The organism is Ruegeria sp. N4 (assembly GCF_056531425.1).
This window is the reverse complement of sequence record NZ_JBQFLT010000018.1, coordinates 24713-46507: the sequence shown is the minus strand read 5'-3', so window position 1 is coordinate 46507 and position 21795 is coordinate 24713. Positions and strand designations below refer to the sequence as shown.

General features: G+C 55.7%; 19 protein-coding genes. 8 read left to right on the top strand and 11 right to left on the bottom strand.

The window, feature by feature from the left end:
• Positions 1 to 720: 720 nt before the first annotated feature.
• The 4 genes from ACR0LW_RS20445 to ACR0LW_RS20430 all read right to left on the bottom strand — a co-directional run bounded on the left by ACR0LW_RS20445 (position 721) and on the right by ACR0LW_RS20430 (position 4106).
• Positions 721 to 1185: a HEAT repeat domain-containing protein gene (locus ACR0LW_RS20445; protein WP_170624460.1), complete on the bottom strand. Its 465-nt coding sequence runs from the start codon at positions 1183 to 1185 to the stop codon at positions 721 to 723.
• Positions 1186 to 1195: 10 nt separating this feature from the next.
• Complete coding sequence (locus ACR0LW_RS20440; protein ID WP_170624462.1) at positions 1196 to 1867, bottom strand: hypothetical protein; 672 nt, start codon at positions 1865 to 1867, stop codon at positions 1196 to 1198.
• 11 nt (positions 1868 to 1878) lie between these two features.
• Positions 1879 to 2952, bottom strand: a complete 1074-nt coding sequence (locus tag ACR0LW_RS20435; protein WP_170624464.1) for a hypothetical protein — start codon at positions 2950 to 2952, stop codon at positions 1879 to 1881.
• A gap of 587 nt (positions 2953 to 3539) precedes the next feature.
• Positions 3540 to 4106, bottom strand: coding sequence for a cupin domain-containing protein (locus tag ACR0LW_RS20430; protein WP_170456026.1), 567 nt, complete (start codon positions 4104 to 4106; stop codon positions 3540 to 3542).
• A 171-nt stretch (positions 4107 to 4277) separates the two neighbouring features.
• Here ACR0LW_RS20430 and aptA point away from each other — a divergent pair, with 171 nt between their 5' ends.
• From aptA to ACR0LW_RS20390, 8 genes are all read left to right on the top strand, one after another.
• A complete protein-coding gene (gene aptA, locus ACR0LW_RS20425) occupies positions 4278 to 5573 on the top strand; it encodes an omega-aminotransferase AptA (RefSeq protein WP_480884216.1) in 1296 nt (431 codons plus the stop codon).
• 34 nt (positions 5574 to 5607) lie between these two features.
• On the top strand, positions 5608 to 7119 hold the full coding sequence (locus ACR0LW_RS20420; RefSeq protein WP_480582422.1) for a CoA-acylating methylmalonate-semialdehyde dehydrogenase: 1512 nt from the start codon (positions 5608 to 5610) through the stop codon (positions 7117 to 7119).
• Positions 7120 to 7144: 25 nt separating this feature from the next.
• On the top strand, positions 7145 to 8254 hold the full coding sequence (ald, locus tag ACR0LW_RS20415) for an alanine dehydrogenase (protein ID WP_170734265.1): 1110 nt from the start codon (positions 7145 to 7147) through the stop codon (positions 8252 to 8254).
• Positions 8255 to 8358: 104 nt separating this feature from the next.
• Positions 8359 to 9348: a TRAP transporter substrate-binding protein DctP gene (gene dctP, locus ACR0LW_RS20410; protein ID WP_480884219.1), complete on the top strand. Its 990-nt coding sequence runs from the start codon at positions 8359 to 8361 to the stop codon at positions 9346 to 9348.
• Between the two features lie 72 nt (positions 9349 to 9420).
• Positions 9421 to 10035 carry a TRAP transporter small permease gene (locus ACR0LW_RS20405; RefSeq protein ID WP_480884213.1) on the top strand — a complete coding sequence of 205 codons (615 nt, stop codon included), beginning with the start codon at positions 9421 to 9423 and terminating at the stop codon, positions 10033 to 10035.
• Positions 10032 to 11324: a TRAP transporter large permease gene (locus tag ACR0LW_RS20400; protein ID WP_480884211.1), complete on the top strand. Its 1293-nt coding sequence runs from the start codon at positions 10032 to 10034 to the stop codon at positions 11322 to 11324. Before ACR0LW_RS20405 ends, ACR0LW_RS20400 begins: the two co-directional genes overlap by 4 nt.
• Positions 11325 to 11467: 143 nt before the next feature.
• The gene (locus tag ACR0LW_RS20395) at positions 11468 to 11878 is read left to right on the top strand and encodes a universal stress protein (protein ID WP_480884209.1); all 411 of its coding nucleotides are present in this window, start codon (positions 11468 to 11470) and stop codon (positions 11876 to 11878) included.
• A 231-nt stretch (positions 11879 to 12109) separates the two neighbouring features.
• The gene (locus tag ACR0LW_RS20390) at positions 12110 to 12742 is read left to right on the top strand and encodes a tyrosine-type recombinase/integrase (protein WP_170633759.1); all 633 of its coding nucleotides are present in this window, start codon (positions 12110 to 12112) and stop codon (positions 12740 to 12742) included.
• A 253-nt stretch (positions 12743 to 12995) separates the two neighbouring features.
• On the opposite strand, the gene ACR0LW_RS20385 is transcribed toward ACR0LW_RS20390, so the two are convergent.
• The 7 genes from ACR0LW_RS20385 to ACR0LW_RS20355 form a co-directional block, all read right to left on the bottom strand.
• Positions 12996 to 13703, bottom strand: a complete 708-nt coding sequence (locus ACR0LW_RS20385) for an ABC transporter ATP-binding protein (protein WP_170456014.1) — start codon at positions 13701 to 13703, stop codon at positions 12996 to 12998.
• A complete protein-coding gene (locus ACR0LW_RS20380) occupies positions 13703 to 14434 on the bottom strand; it encodes an ABC transporter ATP-binding protein (protein ID WP_480884206.1) in 732 nt (243 codons plus the stop codon). Before ACR0LW_RS20380 ends, ACR0LW_RS20385 begins: the two co-directional genes overlap by 1 nt.
• Positions 14431 to 15378 carry a branched-chain amino acid ABC transporter permease gene (locus ACR0LW_RS20375; protein ID WP_480582416.1) on the bottom strand — a complete coding sequence of 316 codons (948 nt, stop codon included), beginning with the start codon at positions 15376 to 15378 and terminating at the stop codon, positions 14431 to 14433. The genes ACR0LW_RS20380 and ACR0LW_RS20375 overlap by 4 nt, the downstream gene beginning before the upstream one ends.
• A 1-nt stretch (position 15379) precedes the next feature.
• A complete protein-coding gene (locus tag ACR0LW_RS20370; protein WP_480582414.1) occupies positions 15380 to 16231 on the bottom strand; it encodes a branched-chain amino acid ABC transporter permease in 852 nt (283 codons plus the stop codon).
• A gap of 65 nt (positions 16232 to 16296) precedes the next feature.
• On the bottom strand, positions 16297 to 17577 hold the full coding sequence (locus tag ACR0LW_RS20365) for an ABC transporter substrate-binding protein (RefSeq protein ID WP_480884203.1): 1281 nt from the start codon (positions 17575 to 17577) through the stop codon (positions 16297 to 16299).
• A gap of 98 nt (positions 17578 to 17675) precedes the next feature.
• Positions 17676 to 17861, bottom strand: coding sequence for a RidA family protein (locus tag ACR0LW_RS20360; protein WP_480884201.1), 186 nt, complete (start codon positions 17859 to 17861; stop codon positions 17676 to 17678).
• Positions 17862 to 18197: 336 nt separating this feature from the next.
• Positions 18198 to 21518 (bottom strand): ATP-binding protein, encoded by a 3321-nt coding sequence (locus tag ACR0LW_RS20355; protein WP_480884199.1) that lies wholly within the window; start codon positions 21516 to 21518, stop codon positions 18198 to 18200.
• Positions 21519 to 21795: the final 277 nt, after the last annotated feature.

Here is a 21795-nt window from a genome sequence, read left to right as displayed (position 1 = left end):
GCCTATCACCACCCTGACCTTGCAACACTGTAGGCCTCGTCTAGGTGTATTTGGGAGGCCTAGCTTCGTAACCAAACGTTACTATTTTGGAATACGGACGCGCGTTTTCTCCGCACCAGGGAAACTGCAAAGTTCAGTTATGAATGTCCGGTTTGGGCTGGAAGCGGATAGTGGGATATTCCCGGCTAAGTGTACACGACCATGGGAAGAATTAAGCCACAAGGAGTTTCCTCGGCAGGGCGCAACTCCTTGAAACCTGCTTTTTTGTATGCAGCAATCGCCCGGCATTGCTCGGGTGTGGATCAGTGGCGATCACCGGTGCACCCTCCTCAAAAAGTGTTTTGAGCCTTTGGGTTTTGCCGAAAAGTGCGGGGGGTTGAAACACCGTGGGTCACAATTAGGAGACCAGAGTTGTTGGCAATCGAAAAGGGCACTTGCAGGAGGATCACGGATACGATGGCACCCTTCGCTGGCACCAGTGCCGAGTATATCACATGGTATCTCTTTAGATCAGAGGTACATTCTTTTTCGCCAAAGCAATCTATGGAATTTTACACCTTTTTTCGAAGAGATAGGAAAACTACGAAACTCGGTTGCACGAGAGAACGCGGCAAATCTGCCTGTAAGTGCCCGACGATCCGTCGATAGCTTCAGGTCACTACCAGAGCATGGACGATACCTAAAAACACGCGCGCGCCCGTCCATTGGATCGGCACTGGTCTATTTCGCGCGGTCCAGCTTCTTGCGTGCCGCCCGTCGCACGAATGTTTCGGCGTCGCTCTCGGCAATCTCTTTCAACCGGTCCATCGCGGTGTTGTCACCGATCCGCGCCAGCGCCTGAGCGGCGACCTTGCGAATTTGGGCATTGTCCTTGGCTGTCATCTTAACAAGTTCGCCCCGCGCCTTGGCTCCACCCAGCCGTCCAAGCGCGTCGACCGCGGCAATTAGACCGCCTTCGTCCAGCTTGGGCAACGCTTTCAGGATCGGTTGCACCGCCTCTTTCTTGTTCATCCGTCCCAGCACGAATATTGCACGGGTCGTTCTGGCATTGGGTGCGCCGGCGTCCTCGATGACCCGGACCAGCGCAGCCAGGTCCTCGGCCTTCGCCTTGCCGGCCAGTTCCTCCAGCGAGTGGCCACAATCGGTGGCCAGCATGCGCTCAGCAATGTTGTCTAGCTCTGCCATTGTCGCCTCCTTAGCATTCCTCGACATCGTCGTCGTCGTTGATGTTGTTGCACTGCGATGTATTCAGGTTGGGCAGCGCAACGTTGATGTTGTTAGTGCCGCAACCGGTCATCAGGTTTGTGAGGTCGCAACTGTCGTCACTGTCAATGTGCGAGTTGTCGCCGACCACATGGGTCAGTTCGTGCACCCATGTCCATGGCGATGCCCCTGGCCCGACCCAAAACCCTCGCCGGTCCGACGGGTGCGCGGCACACCCGAACGGGCTGGGGTTATTGACGTAATACCCAACAACATTCGCTCCCAGGTTCCGGCCCAAATCGAACAGTTCGTCTTCGTCATCGCTCACGCTGTGGCCGCTGCCCCGGCAATCGTCCTGCTCAAAAACCAGCAGCCCGGGGTTGTTCACCGTGATGCTGTCCGTTGGATAGATCCAGACATCGCACTCGTTCTGGTAAACGTCGTTGCCATTGTCCAGGTCGCGCTGGATCTGAGGCGTAGCCCCCTGGATTGTAACCAGCGCCACTTTGACAAATGGCATATTCTGGATTCGGTCCATCTGCGCCAAAACCGATCGGTTGCGGGGATTGTCGTTGCCGTAGACGCCAAGGATATCCTCGCGCAGTGAAAGGCGCCCGGTTTTGTCCAGGCACGAGCCCGCCACATTTCTGATGCTTGCACTCATGGCCCGGCCCCCTATTGCAGGTTAACCAGGACGGGGATCAGGCCAGTGCCCTCCTCCAGCGGTGCCAGCGCCTTGCCCAGCACTGCGCCAAACGCTCGGTCGCGGTCGATGGCTTTCATCGCATGGCCCGGCATGTCCGCCGAGGTCAGCAGGTCCCCGACCGCGATCGGCTCCATGCGTGCATCGACCTTGCAATAGACCTTACCGACCAACGCGATTGGCATCCGGTCCTCGACGTCGTGACGCTTGTCCATGACGATTCCCGGTTTGAAATCGCCGGCGCCCGAAATCACGCCTACCACTCTTGGATCATAGACACGTTCGCATGGCACCAGCGATCCGTCATCGATCAGCGACATAACAGTGCCGGGGCTCGCATCGGCCACGGCACAGGCGGCCACATCGAAATCCTCGGCAAAGTCCGCGTTCTGCATGATAATGTCGCCGGCGTCACCATTGATATGGATCGTGGCTTGGCTCAGCGTCGTGTTGTCGCCGTCCGAGGCGAAGACCACGATATCGCCGTCGGCACCGTTGCCACCGATCCACATGTTGCCGCCGCCAGCATCTAGCCGGATACGGTCATCACCATTATCGGCCCGTAACGTGATATCGCCGTCGGCGCCGTTGCCGCCCGCGCGGTAGTTCCCGGAATCGCCGCTCATGTGGATCGTCGCCGCGGCCGTCGATTGCGTGCTTGCGCCGCTGGGCATCAGCACGAGGTCACCATCGGCGCCATTCGCACCCAGCCACAAGTTGCCGCCGCCGGCATCAAGGTGGATACGCCGTTCACCACTGACGGAATTCAGCGTGATATCGCCGTCCGCGCCATTACCTCCAGCCCGATAGTTGCCGGAGTCGCCGCTCATATGGATCGTACCCGCCGAAGCCGATTGGCTGGTCGCCCCGCTGGGCATTAGCACAAGGTCCCCGTCGGCGCCGTTCCCACCTAAATACGCGTTGCCACTGCCCGCATCCAGATGGATGCGTCGCTTACCGTCATTGGCATTCAAAAGCAGATCACCGTCGGTGTTGTCGCCACCAGCCGAGATGTTTCCGTTGTTCGAATTTATCGAAATAGCCATGAATATGTCTCCGTAATATCAGAGGTTTGTCGCCAGTCTGGGCGGATCAAAAAATAGGTAATTAAAATTTGTATAGAGGGGCGATTGCGTGTTGGTACAATAACGCCTCAGGCCCGAGACCGTGCAATAATTGTACCATGACAACCCGTTTTACGCAACTATCCTCAATCTCCGGGTCGTCATCGGCGCACGCAATTCAAACCCTTGGCCCAAGAGCACTTGCTATTGAGCCGGACACTCGCCGGCTCCAGCGAGCATTCGGCGGCTTGTTGTCCCTTGCCTCGGTTCCGACCGACGCATAAAACCAATCCGCGTTGTCCACGACAACCCACTGCAGCACGCACTTGTCCGCTAACGGCCCAATCCCGACCTTCGCCGAGCATTCAAGATGCCGCAGCGGCAGCACGCATTCGGCCATTCGCTGCAGGCGCGAAACCTAATAAGCCCGCCGTCGGGGGGGCGTGAGAAAGGCGACAGTTGGCTCCTGATCTTGAATGTCGATTTCATTTCCACATTCTGAGTTGGTTATCGAATTTGACCATCCCGCGAAATATTGAAGCGTTCACAGAAGAGGTCTTGTGATTTAGTCAGAACGACGAAGGAGTGCATGCGCTAATGACTTTACAGGGTGTGTCTCCAGCGTTTCGAAACCTGTGTGGCAATATGCTTGAGAAATAGTACGCGTCCCCGGGACCCAGAACCCTGGACTGCCCATCTACCGTCACTTCAAGACGGCCCTCTATCACAACCGCGCATTCCTCTCCTTCATGCGATAGTTCAGACCGACCCGAGTCAGCTCCGACGTCGTACTTTTCTATGAGCATCTGAAGCTTTCTGTCTCGGCGCTCACCTGCGACAAGCAAATAGGAAACTCCGGGTGATCCAAGATCACGCATGCTGCTGTGAGGAAAATAAAAGCTGTCGTCGTTTTTGAGTTCAAAGCTGAAAAAGAAACCAAGATTTATGTCTACACCTGCAAGAATCTTCTTGAGCAATGCCACAGACGGCTGGGACGATCCGCTTTCAATTTGAGAAATCGTACCGCTTCCCACACCGGCCCGCTTTGCCATTTCGCGCTGACTGAGGCCCTTTGAGGTTCGAATCAATCGCAGCCGTCTTGCGGTTTCCAGATCAGATTTTAGTGAGGCATCCATAATGATTTCCCGCTTTTGATTTTAAGCACATTAGGGGGCGGCGGTCTGTTTTTCAATAACTTACAGAATCGCGTAAAACCGGGTGTGCGGAAGGTCTGAACTCTGCAAAGATTTGTCATCAAATGAAAATCTGTTTCACGAGGAAAGAACGTGCTCGATCAACCCAACTCAATGTCATCGTTTTGGATGCCGTTTTCGGCCAATCGTGATTTCCTTCGCGAGCCCCGAATGATCCAAGCGGCTGATGGGATGTACTTCACTACCTCCGATGGTCGCAGGATCATGGACGGCACCGCCGGACTGTGGTGCGTCAATGCCGGTCACCGTGATCCGCTTATCGTTGAAGCGGTACAGAAACAGGTGCACGAGCTGGATTACGCACCAAACTTCCAGTTCTCACACCCGCAGGCATTTGAGTTGTCGGCAAAGCTGACCGCGATGATGCCTGAGGGGATGAACCATGCTTTCTTCACCAACTCTGGCTCCGAGTCTGTTGATACGGCGCTAAAGATTGCGCTGCACTACCATCGAATGCGCGGCGATGGGGCGCGTACGCGTTTGATCGGGCGCGAGCGTGGCTACCACGGCACAGGGTTTGGTGGCATCTCGGTTGGCGGTATCGTCAAGAACCGCATGCATTTCGGCACGCTTCTGACCGGCGTTGATCACCTGCGTCACACGCATGATCTGGACAAAAACGCTTTCTCCCGCGGTTGCCCACAACACGGGGCAGAGCTGGCAGACGATCTGGAGCGTTTGGTTGCTTTGCATGACGCCTCGACCATTGCGGCTGTGATCGTCGAACCAATGGCCGGTTCGACCGGTGTTCTCCTGCCGCCGAAAGGATACCTAAAGCGGCTGCGTGAGATCTGCGACCGCCATGGCATTCTGCTGATTTTCGACGAGGTCATCACCGCTTTTGGCCGCTTGGGGGCAGCGACAGCATCAGAGTATTATGATGTAAAGCCGGACATCATCACGACCGCCAAAGGCCTCACCAATGGTGTCATTCCGATGGGAGCGGTCATCGTATCCGACAAGATATATGACTCGGCTATGGAAAACGCCGATGCGCCGATTGAGCTGTTCCACGGTTATACCTATTCCGCCAACCCTGTGTCCTGCGCCGCGGCGCTGGCAACGCTGGAGAGTTACAAGCAGAATGATCTATTCCGGCGCGCTGCATTGCTGTCGCAGCCCTGGGAGGATCAGCTTCACAGCCTCAAGGGTCTGCCCAACGTCATCGATATCCGCAATCTGGGATTGGTGGGCGCGGTCGAGCTTGCACCACGAGAGGGCGCGCCTGGGGCACGGGGTTATGATGCAATGAAACGGGGCTGGGACGCCGGAATAATGATCCGTGTCACCGGTGACATTATCGCCTTGTCGCCGCCGCTTATCATTTCGGAACCTGAAATAACGACACTCTGTCAAACACTTGGAGAGGTATTGGCTGACTTGCCATGACCACTGACTTCTAACCCCAAAAAGGACTGACATCATGAAAGATGCATCCCCGATCGCTTTGATCGGCCACTACATTAATGGCCAAATCACTGCTCCTTCTGGTGAGAAGACCCAGCCGGTATTCAACCCTGCAACCGGTGCGCAAACCGGCGAGGTGTCGCTGGCGACTGTTCAGAAAGTTGACGACGCAGTGGCCGCTGCCAAAGCGGCGTTCCCGAAGTGGTCGAACACACCACCGATCCGCCGTGCCCGCCTGATGAACAACTTCCTCGCCCTTGTACGCGAGCACAAAGACGAACTGGCCCGCGCTATCACTGTAGAGCACGGCAAAGTATTCACCGACGCTCAGGGCGAGGTTGAGCGCGGCATTGATATCATCGAGTTTGCCTGCGGCATTCCGCAACTCCTCAAGGGCGATTACACGGAGCAGGTCTCCACTGGCATGGACAACTGGACAACGCGTCAGGCGTTGGGCGTTGTGGCCGGAATTACTCCCTTTAACTTCCCGGTCATGGTGCCGATGTGGATGTTCCCGATTGCCATCGCGGCAGGCAATACCTTCATCCTGAAGCCGTCGCCAACCGACCCGTCCGCTGCTCTGCTATACGCGGATCTGATGCAGAAGGCCGGCTTCCCCGACGGTGTGTTCAACGTCGTACAAGGTGACAAGGTGGCCGTGGATGCGTTGTTGAAGAACGACGACGTCAAGGCCGTTTCCTTTGTCGGTTCGACCCCGATTGCGAACTACATCTACGAAGTTGGTGCGCGGCATGGCAAACGGGTTCAGGCTCTGGGTGGCGCAAAGAACCACATGCTGGTTATGCCCGACGCCGACATGAACAAGGCTGCGGACGCCCTGATCGGCGCAGCCTTTGGCTCGGCAGGCGAACGCTGCATGGCGATCTCGGTTGCTCTGCTGGTTGGTGATGCTGCCGATAAGTTGATGCCGGTCCTGAAAGAGCGCGCCGAAACTCTGAAGGTCAAGAATGGCCTAGAGCTGGACGCCGAGATGGGTCCGATCGTGACGGCTGCTGCGCGCGACCGGATCAAGGGCTACATCGACTCTGGCGTTGCAGAAGGTGCTGACCTGCTGGTCGATGGCCGCGACTATACCGTCGAAGGGCATGAGCAAGGCTTCTTCCTGGGCGGTACCCTGTTCGACAACGTCACCCCCGACATGAAGATCTACAAGGAAGAGATCTTTGGCCCGGTCCTGTCCTGCGTCCGCGTCTCAAACTTTGCCGAAGGCCTGCAACTGATCAACGACCACGAGTTCGGCAATGGTGTGTCGCTGTTCACCCGTGACGGCAACGTCGCGCGTGAATTCGGCAAGCAGGTTCAGGTCGGCATGGTCGGCGTCAATGTTCCGATCCCGGTTCCGATGGCCTGGCACGGTTTTGGCGGCTGGAAGAAGAGCCTGTTCGGCGACATGCACGCCTATGGCGAGGAGGGTGTGCGTTTCTACACCAAGCAGAAATCCATCATGCAGCGCTGGCCTGAAAGTATCTCGGAAGGTGCCGAGTTCGTCATGCCAACCGCAAAATGATCATCCGTTCCAAGGAGTGAAGAACATGTTCATTGGTGTTCCCAAGGAAATCAAGAACCATGAATATCGGGTCGGCCTGACCCCTGAAAGTGTCGCGGAACTGGTTTCGCATGGTCACAACGTCGTCGTGGAAACCAATGCCGGTGTTGGCATTGGGGCTGATGATAATGCCTATCGTGCCGCTGGCGCGGAGATTGCCGAAACCGCAGCAGACATCTTTGCCAATGCCGAGATGATCGTGAAGGTGAAAGAGCCCCAGGCCGTGGAACGCGCCATGCTGCGTGAGGGTCAGATCCTTTATACCTATCTGCATCTGGCCCCCGACCCGGAACAAACCAAAGATCTGGTCGACTCGGGCGCTGTCTGCATCGCTTATGAAACCGTCACCGACGACAATGGCGGTCTGCCCCTGCTGAAACCGATGAGCCAGGTGGCCGGTCGCATGTCGATCCAGGCCGGTGCCGGTGCGTTGGAGAAAGCAAAGGGAGGCCTAGGCGTGCTGCTGGGCGGCGTGCCTGGTGTGAAACCAGGCAAGGTCGTGATCATCGGTGGCGGTGTTGTTGGGTTCAATGCGGCTCAGATGGCTGTTGGCTTGCACGCGGACGTGACCATTCTGGACCGCAATCCGGCAGTTCTGGAGAAGCTGGAAAACCACTTCGAGGCCTCGGCCAAGGTTGTCTATTCAACCAAAGCTGCACTCGAGGAAGAAGTCACCAATGCGGATCTGGTTGTTGGCGCGGTTCTGATCCCGGGCGCTGCTGCGCCCAAGCTGGTTTCACGCGAGCTGATCTCGAAAATGAAACCCGGTGCGGTCGTCGTGGACGTGGCGATCGATCAGGGCGGCTGCTTTGAAACGTCCAAAGCCACCACTCACGCAGAGCCTACCTATGTTGTCGACGATGTTGTTCATTACTGCGTCGCCAACATGCCTGGCGCAGTCGCCCGAACCTCGACCTATGCACTGAACAACGTCACGCTGCCGCACGCTCTGGCTATTGCCAACAATGGCTGGAAGCAGGCGCTTGCAGACAATCGACACCTGAAGAATGGCCTGAACGTGGCCCACGGGAAGGTGACTTACAAGGCTGTGGCCGATGATCTTGGATACGAGTTCATCGCCCCGGAATTTTGCTGACTTGAAGCAAAGAAATGTCCCGTTGCGCGTATTGCGGCGGGACACACACCACTGAGGAGGAAACCTTAATGATTACGAAGATTAACCGCCGCGCCCTCGGCGCGATGGGTGGCGCAGCTTTGCTCGCTGCAACCACAATCTCAACGACCGCTGCAGCGGAAGACATGGCACTGCGCTTCGCTGGCGTGTTCCCGATCGATCATCAGGGCACGAAGATGATGGAACAGGTCGCAGCGGATGTGGCAGCAGCGGATGTCGGCTTGAAGGTCGAGGTCTTCCCTGCAAACCAGCTGGGTTCTGGTGAGGCGCTGTTCGAAGATGTTGCACGCGGCAACATCGATCTGGCATCGGCGTTCATCTATGCCGATACAGATCCACGCCTCGAATTCCTGTCAATGCCGTTCCTGCTGGGCGGCTGGGATGACATGGAGAGCACGCTTCTGAACATGGACTCCGAGTTCAACACCATCCTGCAAGAGATCACCGACGAATATGGCGTGCGCGTCATGGCGCAGAATCCGGAAGGGTTCATCGGCATCGTTTCGTCGCAAGAGCCCCAGAACTGGAATACTTTTGACGACAAGGGCATGAACATTCGCGTCTGGTCGTCCAGCGTTGTGAAGTCGATGGTCGAAGAACTGGGTTACCAGGCGACCACCATGGCATGGGGCGACATCTTCCCCGCACTTCAGGCCGGTATTGTTGATGGGGCGATCTGCTGCACCAAGACAGCCACCTACTCGATCTTCGCTCAGTCAGATGTTGGCACCCATTTTGTCGAGTACAACTCGATTTCGGAACTGACAACTTTCTATGCGTCGCAGCGGACACTCGACAAGCTGAACGATGAACAGCGCACCGCTCTGCAAGCCGCTATGACCAAGGCGTCCGAAGACTTCTTTGCCTACAACCGTGAGAACGACGAAGTGTTCGGCCAGAAACTGATCGACAAAGGCTACACCATCTTGCGCCTGAGCGACGAAGAACAAGCTGCGATGGCCGCTCATGTCCAGGAAACGGTCTGGCCCGCAATGGCACAAAACGTCGGTCAGGACATCATCGACCGCCTGCTGGCAGCAAAAGAACAGCAATAATCACTGAGAAGAAGGGCCAGCAGATCAGCTGGCCCTTTTTTGGTCTTTGGCTCAACAAAGGGAGGGAGAAAGATGTCTAGTTCTGAAGCTGAACGTCCATTGGTCGTCGAAAGCGCAGAAAAGAAGAGTTCGCAAAAAATCACTGACGAGTTGCCAGTCACTATTGGGTATCCGCTGAAAGCAGTGGCTTTTGTCATGAGGCAGATCGTTATGTTTGCCGGTTTCCTGATGGCTTTCACATTTGGGGCAGTTGTTGTCATCCGGTATGGATTTGGCGGTGATCTGTTTGCCTACGAAGAATGGCTTTTGGGCATTAGCATCATCGGCTTTTTTGCAGGTGCTGTTCTGGCCTCTGCCCGCAACCTGCACATCAACGCGGACATTCTTGGCATTGTGATCCAAAATCCTCGGTTGATTTGGTGGCGCGGCTTTGTCGTCCTGACAGTCGAGGTGCTGGTGATCCTATTCCTCATGTACGCCTGTTATGTCTCGCTGCTTGATGACTTCTCATTCCCCCGGCTGCGCGCAACCCCGGTGCTGCGCATTCCGTTTGTGACCTGGCGGATTGCAATCATGATTGCCTTTGGCCTCATGGCGACGTTCACGGCGGCATATTTGTACGTGCACATCCGCAAAGGGCTCGGTCTACCCCTGAGATCCGAAATGCAAAAAGGAGAAACCAAATGATCATCGGAGGAAGTCTCCTTATCGTCTGCTTTATGCTGCTGTTAGGCGTCAGCGTTTATGTGGCATTCGGATCGGTTTTGATTTTCATCGCCCTTATTGGAGATCAATCCATCACCGGCTACTTGCCCACCGGCTCTACAGGTATCCGCTCACTGGTGCTTCTGGCGATCCCCCTCTTCATGATTGCCGGTGGCATCATGGAAAAAGGTAAGATCGCCGCCCCTCTTGTTGCACTGGCTGAAATGTTCATTGGTCACATCAAAGGAGGTTTGAGCGCAGCGGGGGTGCTGGCCTGCGGTGTGTTTGGCTCCATTTCCGGCAGTGCAAACGCAACGCTGACCTGTATCGGCGGCATCATGATGCCCCACCTGAAAAAGGCCAACTATCCGGGTGGGCAATCGGCGGCTTTGATCGTAGCGGCCAGCCCTTTAGGTCTGTTGATCCCGCCGAGTTCGTCGCACATCCTTTATGGCTGGGTCGCACAGCAGCATGTACTAAAGTGCTTCTTGTCCACGGTCATTCCGGCGATCATCCTGATCACGCTATTGATAATCGTTAATCAGTTTATGCTGCGGAAGTATGACGACATCAACCTGACGGAACGTCCTAAACCGTTCCTGCCGACATTCGGAGTTCAGGCACGTTTGGCCGGGCCTGCGCTTATGATGCCGCTGATCATTCTGGGCGGGATCTATGGCGGCATAATGACGCCAACCGAGGCTGCGGGTATCGCAGTGGTCTACTCGATCCCGATCGCGATTTACTTCTACCGTGGCCTGACCTGGAAAACTCTGGCCCAGACGATCCAGAATTCCGGTGTTACGATTGGTGTGGTCATGGTCATGATCTTCATGGTTCTGATCGTGTCGGACAACCTGATCTCGCAGGGTGCACCTCAGTTGGCCAAAGATCTGGTCTATTCCGTTTCGGACAATCCGGTCGTCATCCTTCTGATGATCAACGTCGTGATGATCCTGATCGGGATGCTGATGGACGATATCTCCGGTCTGCTTTTGGCAACACCAATCCTACTGCCCATCGCGCAGAGCACCGGCATGGATCCCATCCATTTTGCGGCCGTGATTGGCGTGAACTTAGGTATGGCGAACATCACCCCTCCGACTGCACCTCTGCTCTATCTTGGTGCGCAGGTCTGTGATGAACCGGTTTCGCGCATGTTATGGCCGACTTTGATCTTCATAGTCTTTGCCTGGCTCCCAACGCTGATGTTGACAACTTTTGTACCAGAGTTGGCCCTGTTCCTGCCGGACCTCCTGCTCAGCAGGTAGCGACGGGAAAGCACAAATAAGCCCAAGACGAAACTGCACGCACCCCATTCTTACGGCTGGGGTGCCTGTGCGCCCTCCCGAAGGTGAAATAGGAGCGGCGAGTTAGCAGCAGAAAACTGAAGACCTGAATACGGAGGTTTGAAATGTACAAAAATATTCTAGTCGCTCTGTCTCTGGAGCATGGCATCAGTGAACACGCACTTGCGGCGGCACATGCCCTTGTATCCGAAGGTGGAAAAATCACTGCCGCGCATATCCATGAGCCCCCAAACAGACAGATAATGTACTATATGGATGAAGGAATCGCAGAAAAGTCTCTCCAAAGAGCAAAGGCGCGCTTGGCCGAGCGCCTAACAAGTGAGACAGAAGTGTCGTCTATCCTGATCGAGAGCCAATCGGCGGGTCGCGCAATCACCGAATACGCCAACAAACACGGCATCGACTGTATCGTCCTCGCTTCACACAAACCTGGGATGAAAGAGTTCTTTTTGGGTTCCACGGCTGCTCTCGTTGTTCGCCATGCTCAGTGTTCGGTGCATGTACTCCGACTGTGACGCTGGCACCCGCAACATGCTCGTAACTTCGCCCAGTGAAATCTGCGGTGATAAGCACGTCTCACGGTGACCAAGGTCTAATTTTGGTGCACCTAAAAGAGTTTCACTTTGCGGCCTTTGGGAGGTATGATTCGCAGCCAATCTCGGCGGCAACGCGGCATCCTTTGATATCCTCTTTTGTCAACGTCGGGTTGTCGTTGTGGGCGGGAATGGCGGAAAGGAGGATCAGTTATGGATACACCAAACTTACCTGCCATTCGCGCGCTTCGCCCAGCTTGGAACAAGGGACGCATCGTCGGTCAAAAACGCCCGTTAAAACCCAAACACGTCTGGGCAATTCGAGTAAGATTGGAGCTCGCAGAGAACCATCGCGACCTCGCTCTCTTCAATATGGCCATCGACAGCAAGTTGCGCGGTTGTGACTTGGTGAAGATGAAAGTCGTTGACATCATGGCCTCTGGTCAGATCAAGGAGCGGGCTTCGGTGCTGCAAAGTAAAACTCAGAAACCGGTCCGCTTCGAAATTTCTGAAGGTACTCGGACCTCCGTCGAGAAGTGGATGGAAGATGAACTTATGGTTGGGTCTGAATACCTTTGGCCAGGGCGTTTCCATGAGCGTTTGCACATTTCAACGCGCCAGTATGCCCGGATCGTGCGTGATTGGGTCACGTCTATAGGTTTGGAAGCCAGCGCATATGGCACACATTCGATGCGGCGCACAAAGGTTACTCAGATTTACAAAAAGACGGGCAATCTGCGCGCGGTACAACTCTTACTTGGGCATACAAAGATGGACAGTACCGTTCGGTATCTCGGAGTTGAGCTCGAGGATGCACTTGCTATAGCAGAGGCAATTGAAATCTGAATACTGCGGGCCGCTTTCGTTGGCGGCCCCAGCCAGTCATTCATCGACTAGGAAAGATACTGTGATCGCAGCCCGCATTCTGGACGCTCGATGCAGCCGCTAAGTTAGATCGTAAACAAATTTAATCTTCTTGGACATAAGGAAAATTCGCTACGCTTTCGCCAACAATTTTTTGTTGGACTGCAGTCTTTCAGTTCGTCAAACAAGCGCCGACGCAAAGAAGAGAAATGGCCAGCACAAAGCCGCGCATGCCTCAGTGGCTGCCGAAATAGGCCTCCAGCAGCCGTTCATCGTTGCGCAGTTCTTCGGCGGTTCCCGAGGTTTGCATGCGACCCGATTCCAGCACGTAGATCCGGCTGGCCAGAGACAGCGCGAAGTTGGCGTTTTGCTCGGTGATCACAACGGTCAGGCCGAATTCCTTGTTCAATTGTCGAACAACTTCGGCGATCTCGTTGCAAATCTTGGGGGCCAGGCCGATCGTCGGTTCGTCGATCAGCAGCAGTTCGGGGCTGGTCATCAGCGCACGCCCAAAGGACACCATCTGACGTTCACCCCCCGATTGGGTCGAGGTTTCCTGCCCTTCCCGCTCTTTCAGGCGCGGGAACAGCTTGTGGACCATGTCCATGTTGTCCTCGATATCCTCGCGGGCGGTATAGGCACCGACCATGAGGTTGTCGCGCACCGACATGTAGGGGAACAGGTTGAACCGTTCCGGCGCATAACCGACGCCGTGGCGCACGATCTCGGCGGGGGTCCGGCCCGTCAGACTGTGGCCATGCAGCCGGATGTCACCTTCGGTTTCCACCAAACCCATGATGCTGTCCAAAAGGGTGGACTTGCCTGCCCCGTTGGGGCCGACCACGGCGACGATCTCGCCCGGTTCGACGGTGATCGAGATGTCGGTCAGCGCCTGCGCCTTGTCGTAGAACGCCGACAGGTTTTCGATTTCCAGATAAGACATCAGGCGCTCCCCAGATACGAGGCCTGCACGGCCTTGTCATTCATCACCTCGGTAAAGGTGCCCTCGGCGATCATCGTGCCCCGCTCGATGGCGACGGCGCGGTCGATCAGTGGCTCCAGCGCGGGCAGATCATGGCTGACGATCAGGAAGGTCATGCCATCCTTGCGCATCTGCTGGATCAGTTCCGAGATCTGCGCGATCTCCCCCACGGTCAGACCGGCGAACACCTCGTCCAGCAGCATCACCTTGGGTGCGGTGGCCATGGTGCGGGCCATTTCCAGCTTGCGCAGATCACCCATGGCCAGCTCGGACGGGCTCCGTTCCAGATCGGCCTCGGTAAATCCGACGCTTAGGGCAAGCTCCCGTTCACGGTCGGGATCGGGAGATCTGGTGATCATCTGCCAGATATTGTCGGGCATCAGGCCTACGCGGATGTTTTCGGCCACGTTCATGTCGCCGAAAGGGCGCGGGATCTGATAGGTCCGGCTGACCCCGGCCTGAATCCGCTGTGATGTCGGCAGGGACGAGATCTCATTCCCGAACAGCTCGATCGTGCCGCTGTTCTGGCGATGCTCGCCCATGATCTGGCTGAACACGGTGGTCTTGCCCGCCCCGTTCGGACCGATCAGGCCCAGGGATTCACCCTCTTTGAGGGAGAAGGACAGACCATTGGTGGCGACCAGCCCGCCGAAGCGTTTGAACAGGTTTGTGACTTCCAGCGCTGCGGTCATGCCACACCTCCTTTCCGCAGCCGGGCAAAGCCGCGCTGTATCAGTTCGATCAGGCCTTTGGGCTGATACATGTAAAGGACCAGCGCGATCGCCCCGTAGACGAAGTACCGTTCGGCACCCGGCAGCACCGGACGCAGGTATTCCAGCAGGAAGGTCATGAAGAACGCTCCGATCATCGGACCGATGATGGTCGAGGTACCGCCCAGCAGCGCCGCCACGATGATGGTGAACAGGAAGCTGATGTCGAACAGAGCACGTGGTGCCAGCGAGCCCAGATAGTGGACATAGAACGCCCCGCCCAGCCCCGCGACCATCGCGCTGGTCAGAAAGGCAAACGCCTTGAGCCGCGTGGTGTTGAGGCCCGAGCCCCGCACGCTTTCCTCGTTCATGCCGATGGCGGCCAGCGCGGTGCCCAGACGGGTTTTCATCAGCAGCCACATGCTGATCGCAACGCTCAGCATCAGCGCGGTCGACAGGTAATAGCCGTTTGCCGCACCACGGGTCAGGGTCTGGATGCCCGACATGCCGCGGGTGCCGCCGGTCAGATCCGGACGGATCACCTGCACCAGTTGATACAGCAGCTCCATGAAGGCCAGCGTGACCAGAGCGAAGTAACTGCCACGGATGCGCAGCGCAGGCAGCAGCACCAGCAGACCCGCCGCCATGGTGACCAGAACAGCCGCCGGGATCGAGATTTCGACCGGCACGTCAAACCGTTTGGTCAGGATCGCCGTGGTATAGGCCCCGATCCCGATCAGGAACGGATGGCCAAAACTGATATATCCGGTGCGACCGGACAATACGTCCCAGCTGATGGCGAAGACCGCCAGATAGTTGGCAAAGATCAGGGTTCTGAGCGTCCCGTTCGAGACCACCTGCGGCAGCAGGAGCATCCCTGCGATCAGACCGCCCCAAAGGGCAAAGTGAAACCAGCGCAGCCCCATGTTATAACTCCTCGCGGCCGAACAAGCCCTGTGGCCGTGTCACAAGCACGCCAATGATCAGCAGCATGGTGAACACGCCGCGCAGTTCCGGGGCGAGTGTCGCCACCACGATGACTTCCAGAAAACCGACGATATGGGCCACCACCAGCGTGCCGATGATCGATCCGATCCCGCCGACGATGACAACCGCGACCGAGATGATCAGCGGGGCCACCCACATCGAGGGCGACAGCTGCGTGTAGCTGGCGAAGAACACCCCGCCAAGCGCACCCAGCGCGCCGGAAATGCCCCAGGTGATCAGGTTGATCCGGTCCGGGTCGATGCCCGAGATTGCCGCGCCCTTGGCGTCCATCGACACCGCCTGCATCGCCCGCCCGGTATGGGTCAGGCGCACAAAGGCATAGAGCCCCAGCAAAATGGCCCAGCTGATGACAGTGGCCAGAAGAATGTTAAAGGTGACGGACGCTCCGGCCACGTTGATGACGCCCGGCACGATCGGCAGCAAGATCTTGCTGCTGTCGCCAAAGGCCAGCACCACGCCCGCCTGTATGACAACGGCCAGTATCAGCGTTGAAATCTCGACGGCGACATGATCGCCTTTCAGTGTCTTGACGATCAGGCGGTATTTCAGCACCCCCATCACCACACCCAGCGCGGCGGCGACGACAACACCCATCAGTTTGGGCATTCCCAGGGTCTGCGACACCCAGAAATAGATATACCCACCGACCATCAGATATGCGCCATAGGCAAGGTTCAGGACGCGGCCGATGCTGAAGATCAGCGTGAAACCCATGGCGATAAGCGCATAGAGACCGCTGAGCAAAAGCCCTTGGATCAGTATCTGCAACATATGAGGATCCTCGGCTGCGGGTGCGCGCGAACGCGTACCCGTTTCCGTCTATGAACTCTACACGGTTACTGTTTTACCCAGCTGGGCAAGGTAAACTCGCCCGTCGCGTATTTCTCGGGGTAGACCACAGCCGCCGTGCCGTCTTCGTACCATTGGACCACAACCATCGAAGGCTGGGCATCGTCGAAAGGTTCAGACAAGTCAAAACGCGCGTTGTGCGGATAGGTCCGTTTGGTGACGGGCTCAACCTCGTCATCGCCCCAGAAGGCGTAACGCAGCCACAACTGACCATCCAGATCCAGCACCAGATCCTGCTTCTTCATCGCCTCGGCCCAGGCCTCGACCTTGTCAAACCCACCGGCCTCTTCGGCTGCCGCCATCGCCTGTTTCAACCCGTGATAAGCGTTGAACCCATTAAAATGGGGCAGCAGCGGGCGGCTGTCATACTTGGCCTGATAGGTGTCGATAAATTCCTGGCTGGCCGGGTCCAGCTTGAAACCCACCGAAGGCACCGGCGACAGGGTTGAGATGCCACCGCCAGCCCCTCCTGTATCCTCCCAATACTCCATCCCCAGGGCAGAGACGTTTACGCCCGTCATCGCCATCGGCACCTGAAGCTTTACATATTGCGAGGATACCACCTGCGAGTTTACCGACGAGACCTGATAGATGAAATCTGCGCCCGTATCCTGCGCCCGGCTGAAGATCGGCGCGAAATCGACGGTGGCGACGTCATAGGTGATGATGTCCTTGACTTCGATCCCGGCCACGGGGGCCAGCGCCTCGGTCACAAGACCGGTGATGGCCTCGCCAAAGGCTGTGTCCTCGGCTAAAATGACCACGGTGTCCCAGCCCATTTGGCCCTTCAACACATCCGCGCCAAAGTTAATGTACAGCGTTGCCAGCGCCTCGTCCGAGGCGATGTTCATGAAATAGGGAGCCATACCCTCGGGGTCTTCGGCCACCATGTCGATGATGCCGATATAAGATGTCCAGGTGTCCAGCGTCGGGATGCGGTATTCCTGCATCCGTGGCAGCCAGCCCAGCGACACATCATCGATCGAGCCCGAGATGATAAAATCAACCTCTTCGGTTTCCGCCAGATACTCGTACGCGCGGACGCCTTCGGTCGGGTCCTGCCCGGTATCAGCCGAAACAAGCGTGATCTGCTGGCCCAGAACACCGCCATTGGCGTTCAACTCCTCAATTGCGACTTCGGCACCGCGCAGCGTGGACAAACCGGTGTCCGAAGACAGTGACCCGATAAATCCAACTTTGATCTCTGCAGCGGCCGTCGAGGCCATTAGCGCGATGCATGTTCCGCTTAGTAGTGCTGTTTTGATCATCACATTAGCTCCCTGTGTCTGTTATTTTACCATTCTTGTATTCTGTATACAGTACACAAGCCGAAGGTGCGATCAAATCCTTTCTTGGGGACTCATGTTCAGAATCCGCTGATTTCTCCGTTTTTGTTGCGAATCACTGCGTCAACGTCGATCTTCACCAACAGACCGGGTTGCGTCAGGTCGACCTGAACAGCGCTCAGTACCCGGTCGATATCTTTGAACACCTCACCATGCACACGGGCGAATTCGCCTGCCTGTAACAGGTCAGTCAGATATAACTGCAACCGGCCACATTGCGCAGATCGGCCCCCATCTCCTTTGGCGCTTTTTCGGTGCGGGAAAGGAATTAGCTCGTTTGCGCGCCTACATCGCCGGGCGCATGAATGCGTCCCGTGAGTTCGATTGCCGTCGTACCCACGTCCCAGACAAACGGCGCGATACGACTTTGAGCGCGACTATTATTGCTACAGTTGCACCCCGCAATGCTGTCATTCGCTGCGTCAGCGAAATCTCCAAGCGTGTTGCCTCACAGTTGGCGCAATGAAGTGTAAAATTTCCGCATTCCGTAAAAAGAGTTTCGCAATCAGTAGAACCGCGTGATGCCTTGAAAAGCATGAAATTTAGCTTATGGGTCTTTGATTAAGGAGCTTAATTGCATCAATCACATCGATCGTAGACTCACCTCCTGCAATACCATCCAGAGCAGTACGAAGATCAGATATCGCCTTGTGCGTATGTCCAAATAGTCTGCATTGTTCTGCGTAATCTACCGACGTTCGGAGTTCAAACATCTTAGCTTTCTGTTCTCTTGCAGTCGCCAAAGCCTCAAGAAATGCTTTTTCTGCGAGCTCATTCTCGCAACGTGCGAGCGCGTAGACTCGATCGGTCTCAGATCGGGCCCAGCCTTCATTTGTGTGGTGCTGTTGATCACGGGCCTGAGCCAACAATTTTAGGGCACCGTCCCGATTACCTATGTTCAAGGTGAGTTCCGCCACTAGGGTCAGAAAGAACGGTTTGTAGTTTCCCGCACCACTCTCCCACCAAGTTATCGACGCTGCGTGTAACGCATCGATCGTTTCTTGTTTCGGCGAAACATAGGCATTCACCCAGCTTCGCCACAAGGTCGCGGTCAAAGACATGAATGTAAACGAGTGCTTGGCTGAAAGTTCCTCAAGCTGTTCCGCGATCTCCAGCACTTTTGCCGGTTCACGGCGCAGAAGGTGAAGCATACACAGATAAGTCATTGACTGCGCGATGCTATGAGCATGCTCCAGCTCTTTTGCGCCCGCCACCGCGAGCTGTTGAACCTCAAGGGCTTTGTCCGGGTCCCCACGCATCCAAATGGCCAAGCTTAGAAAGCACGAAGTAATCGCCGCATGGTCGGATCCATAGATGTACGCCAGATGCGCATCACGTTCCCGGCTGTAGAGGTCCAGTGCTTTGCTTAAATGCTCGTATGCCGATACCAGGTCGCCAATGTGGAACAGTACAGCACCCATTGCGCGATGCGCCACCATCTGATGCTGCGTCTCACGAGTCGACACCGCTAGGTCCAGCAATTGCGCTGCGACTTTCCTAGCCAAATCATACTCGGCACGCACCAAATGGAAGGAATACAAACCATTCAGAATTGGGAACAGATGCTCAGTATCGTCGATGCGTTCACACAAGTCGCGTATTCTTGCATAAACAGAACCGGTTTCGTCGGCAGCTATTCCTGCGGTTGATCGTAAGACACCAGCCTTGAGAACCTGAATCTCAATTTCCTTGCGGTCCCGTTCAATACTTTGATCCATTTCGCCAAGCTGTTCAATCGCCAACGACAGTTGCGTGCTTGCCTCAATGTTAGCTGATCGCTGGACTGCTCGTTGGCCCGCAAGGAAACGATAGTCTACGGCCTCCTTACACATTCCTGCCATGGTATAATGATGAGCCAGAATTTCAGGGCTTGCGTCACCAGTGTGAGCCAACGTGTCATTCAATTGTTGCGCGACGCGAGAGTGCAGAACCCGACGTTCCCGCTTTAAAAGGCTGTTATAGGCGGTGTCACGAATAAGGGCGTGACGGTAGCTGAAGGTTTCAAAATCCTCTGCACGAGAAACTGAAACTATGCCAGCTTCGACCAGAAGCTCCAATCCTGCGCGTAACGCTTTATCGCTGATTCTGGCCACTTTTGAAATCAACTGGTAAGTAAACCGAGGGCCAATTACAGCTCCAATCTGGGCAACCTCTTTGGCAGAGCTCAGGCGGTCAAGGCGTGCCATCAGTGCATCATGTAACGTACTGGGCACCGAGTTCGCAGGCGATGCCCCACCCATCGTGTAAGTGTCCCTTCCCCTGGTCAGGATGCCCGATTCAAGGAGATCTTTTGTCACCTCCTCGACGTATAGCGGCACACCGTCGGATCTTGCCGCGACCACGTCATACATCCCGTCAGCGACCAACTCGTCTTTAGCGACTTCGTCAACAATGCTCTTGACCTGTCGAAAGCTTAATTGCTTCAAATTAACTTTCGTAAGGTTCGATTGCAGTGTCCAACCTGGATCGAACTCAGGCCGGAACGTCATAACCACCAGAACTGGAAGGTCGCGAATTCGCTCCACCAAACGATCCAGCAACAATTTGGTTGTTGGATCAATCCAGTGAGCATCTTCAAACAGGAAGAGAACCGGATGATCTTCAGCCTTTGACGAAAGATTGTTCAGCAACAATTCCAGAGACCGATCCATGATCTGCCGCGGTGTCAGATCCAACGGCCCCAAATGATCTTCGAACGGTATGGACAAAAGGGATGCTGCCAACTTCAAAGCTTGGTCGGTTTGATCGCTCAACACGCCGCGGATTTTTTCAAGCTTGAGGTGATTTGACTCGTCAGCGCGAAGATCAGCGGCACTCTCAAGTTGGCGAATGACAGGGTACAGTGCAGTCGCAAAGTGATATGGAGAACATTGATATCGCATTTGCGTGTGGGGCAAATCGGAGATGTTCTGCCGAAATTCCTCCACCAGACGCGACTTGCCAATTCCCGGCTCGCCTGACACCAATACAACCTGCCCATTTCGATTACTGGCCAAGGCCCAATTATCGTTCAACGCCTTCAATTCTGCGGCGCGACCGACCAAAGGCTTGAGCAAAACACTGTCGATCGCCATAAACCGGCTGACTGTTTCCCGCTCTCTGGTTACTTGCCAGGCTTCGACTTCCTTAGCAAAACCCTTGAGCTTGAACGCGCCACGCAAAACGTATTCAAAAGCATCACCAGCCAACTGATGAGTGGTTGGGGCGATGATCATCGTCCCCGGATCTGCCATCGCTTGAAGACGCGCGGCCAAGTTGGGCGTCTCACCCATCGCCGTTCCGTCCTCAAACATCTTTTCGCCTCGCAGATCGCCGACCACGACCAATCCGGTTGCGATCCCAATCCGGACGTTGAGTTTCGCGTGGGTGCGAACATCCGGCATCTCATCAATGATACGCAGACCCGCACGAATGGCGCGTTCGGGATCATCTTCATGGGCGTGGGGAAATCCAAAAAAAACCATGATTCCGTCGCCATAGTAGCTGGCAATATGGCCATCAAACGCTGCAACAGCCGCCGCACAGGTTTCCTTAAAAAGTCGAAGTACATCGGCCAGATCCTCCGGATCGACGCTTTGTGCTATTTCCGTTGATCCGACAAGATCGATAAACATTACCGTAAGCTGTCGCCGCTCTGCCACGATCTCGGGGCTGTTGGTTTTGCTGGGCGGTCGCCGCTCCTCTTCTATGCTGGCGCGAATGGCTTTCAGAAACCGCCTCCTCGGCCCGAGGGGAAGTCCGATTGTTACTAGGTCTTCGTCAGTTAATTCGGACAGGTCGCCAAGTTCGATTTCATGTTCAGTAAAAGCGACAGCATACTTGGACAAACCATGTTTCTTTAGCCAAGACGCTATATCGGACATCAATAAGTTTTGCTTACGTTAGTAACAGGATCTCTACATGTACTCTGCCAGCAAGCATCTCCTTGTTAACTTAAACCGCCAATTAACCGATGGCTTATTTGTTAAACAATAAGAACAAGTACCTATTCAATGAAGACGACCGTTTAATACCAAGTCAAGGACTTCATTAGCTTTATTGACGTTTTACTGGAAGCCACGTCGGATCCAAGCAGGCAGTTTCGCCGAGGCTGCAAGCTGTGTTGCCTGGAGAACTAGCGGACTGCGGACAGGAGAAACC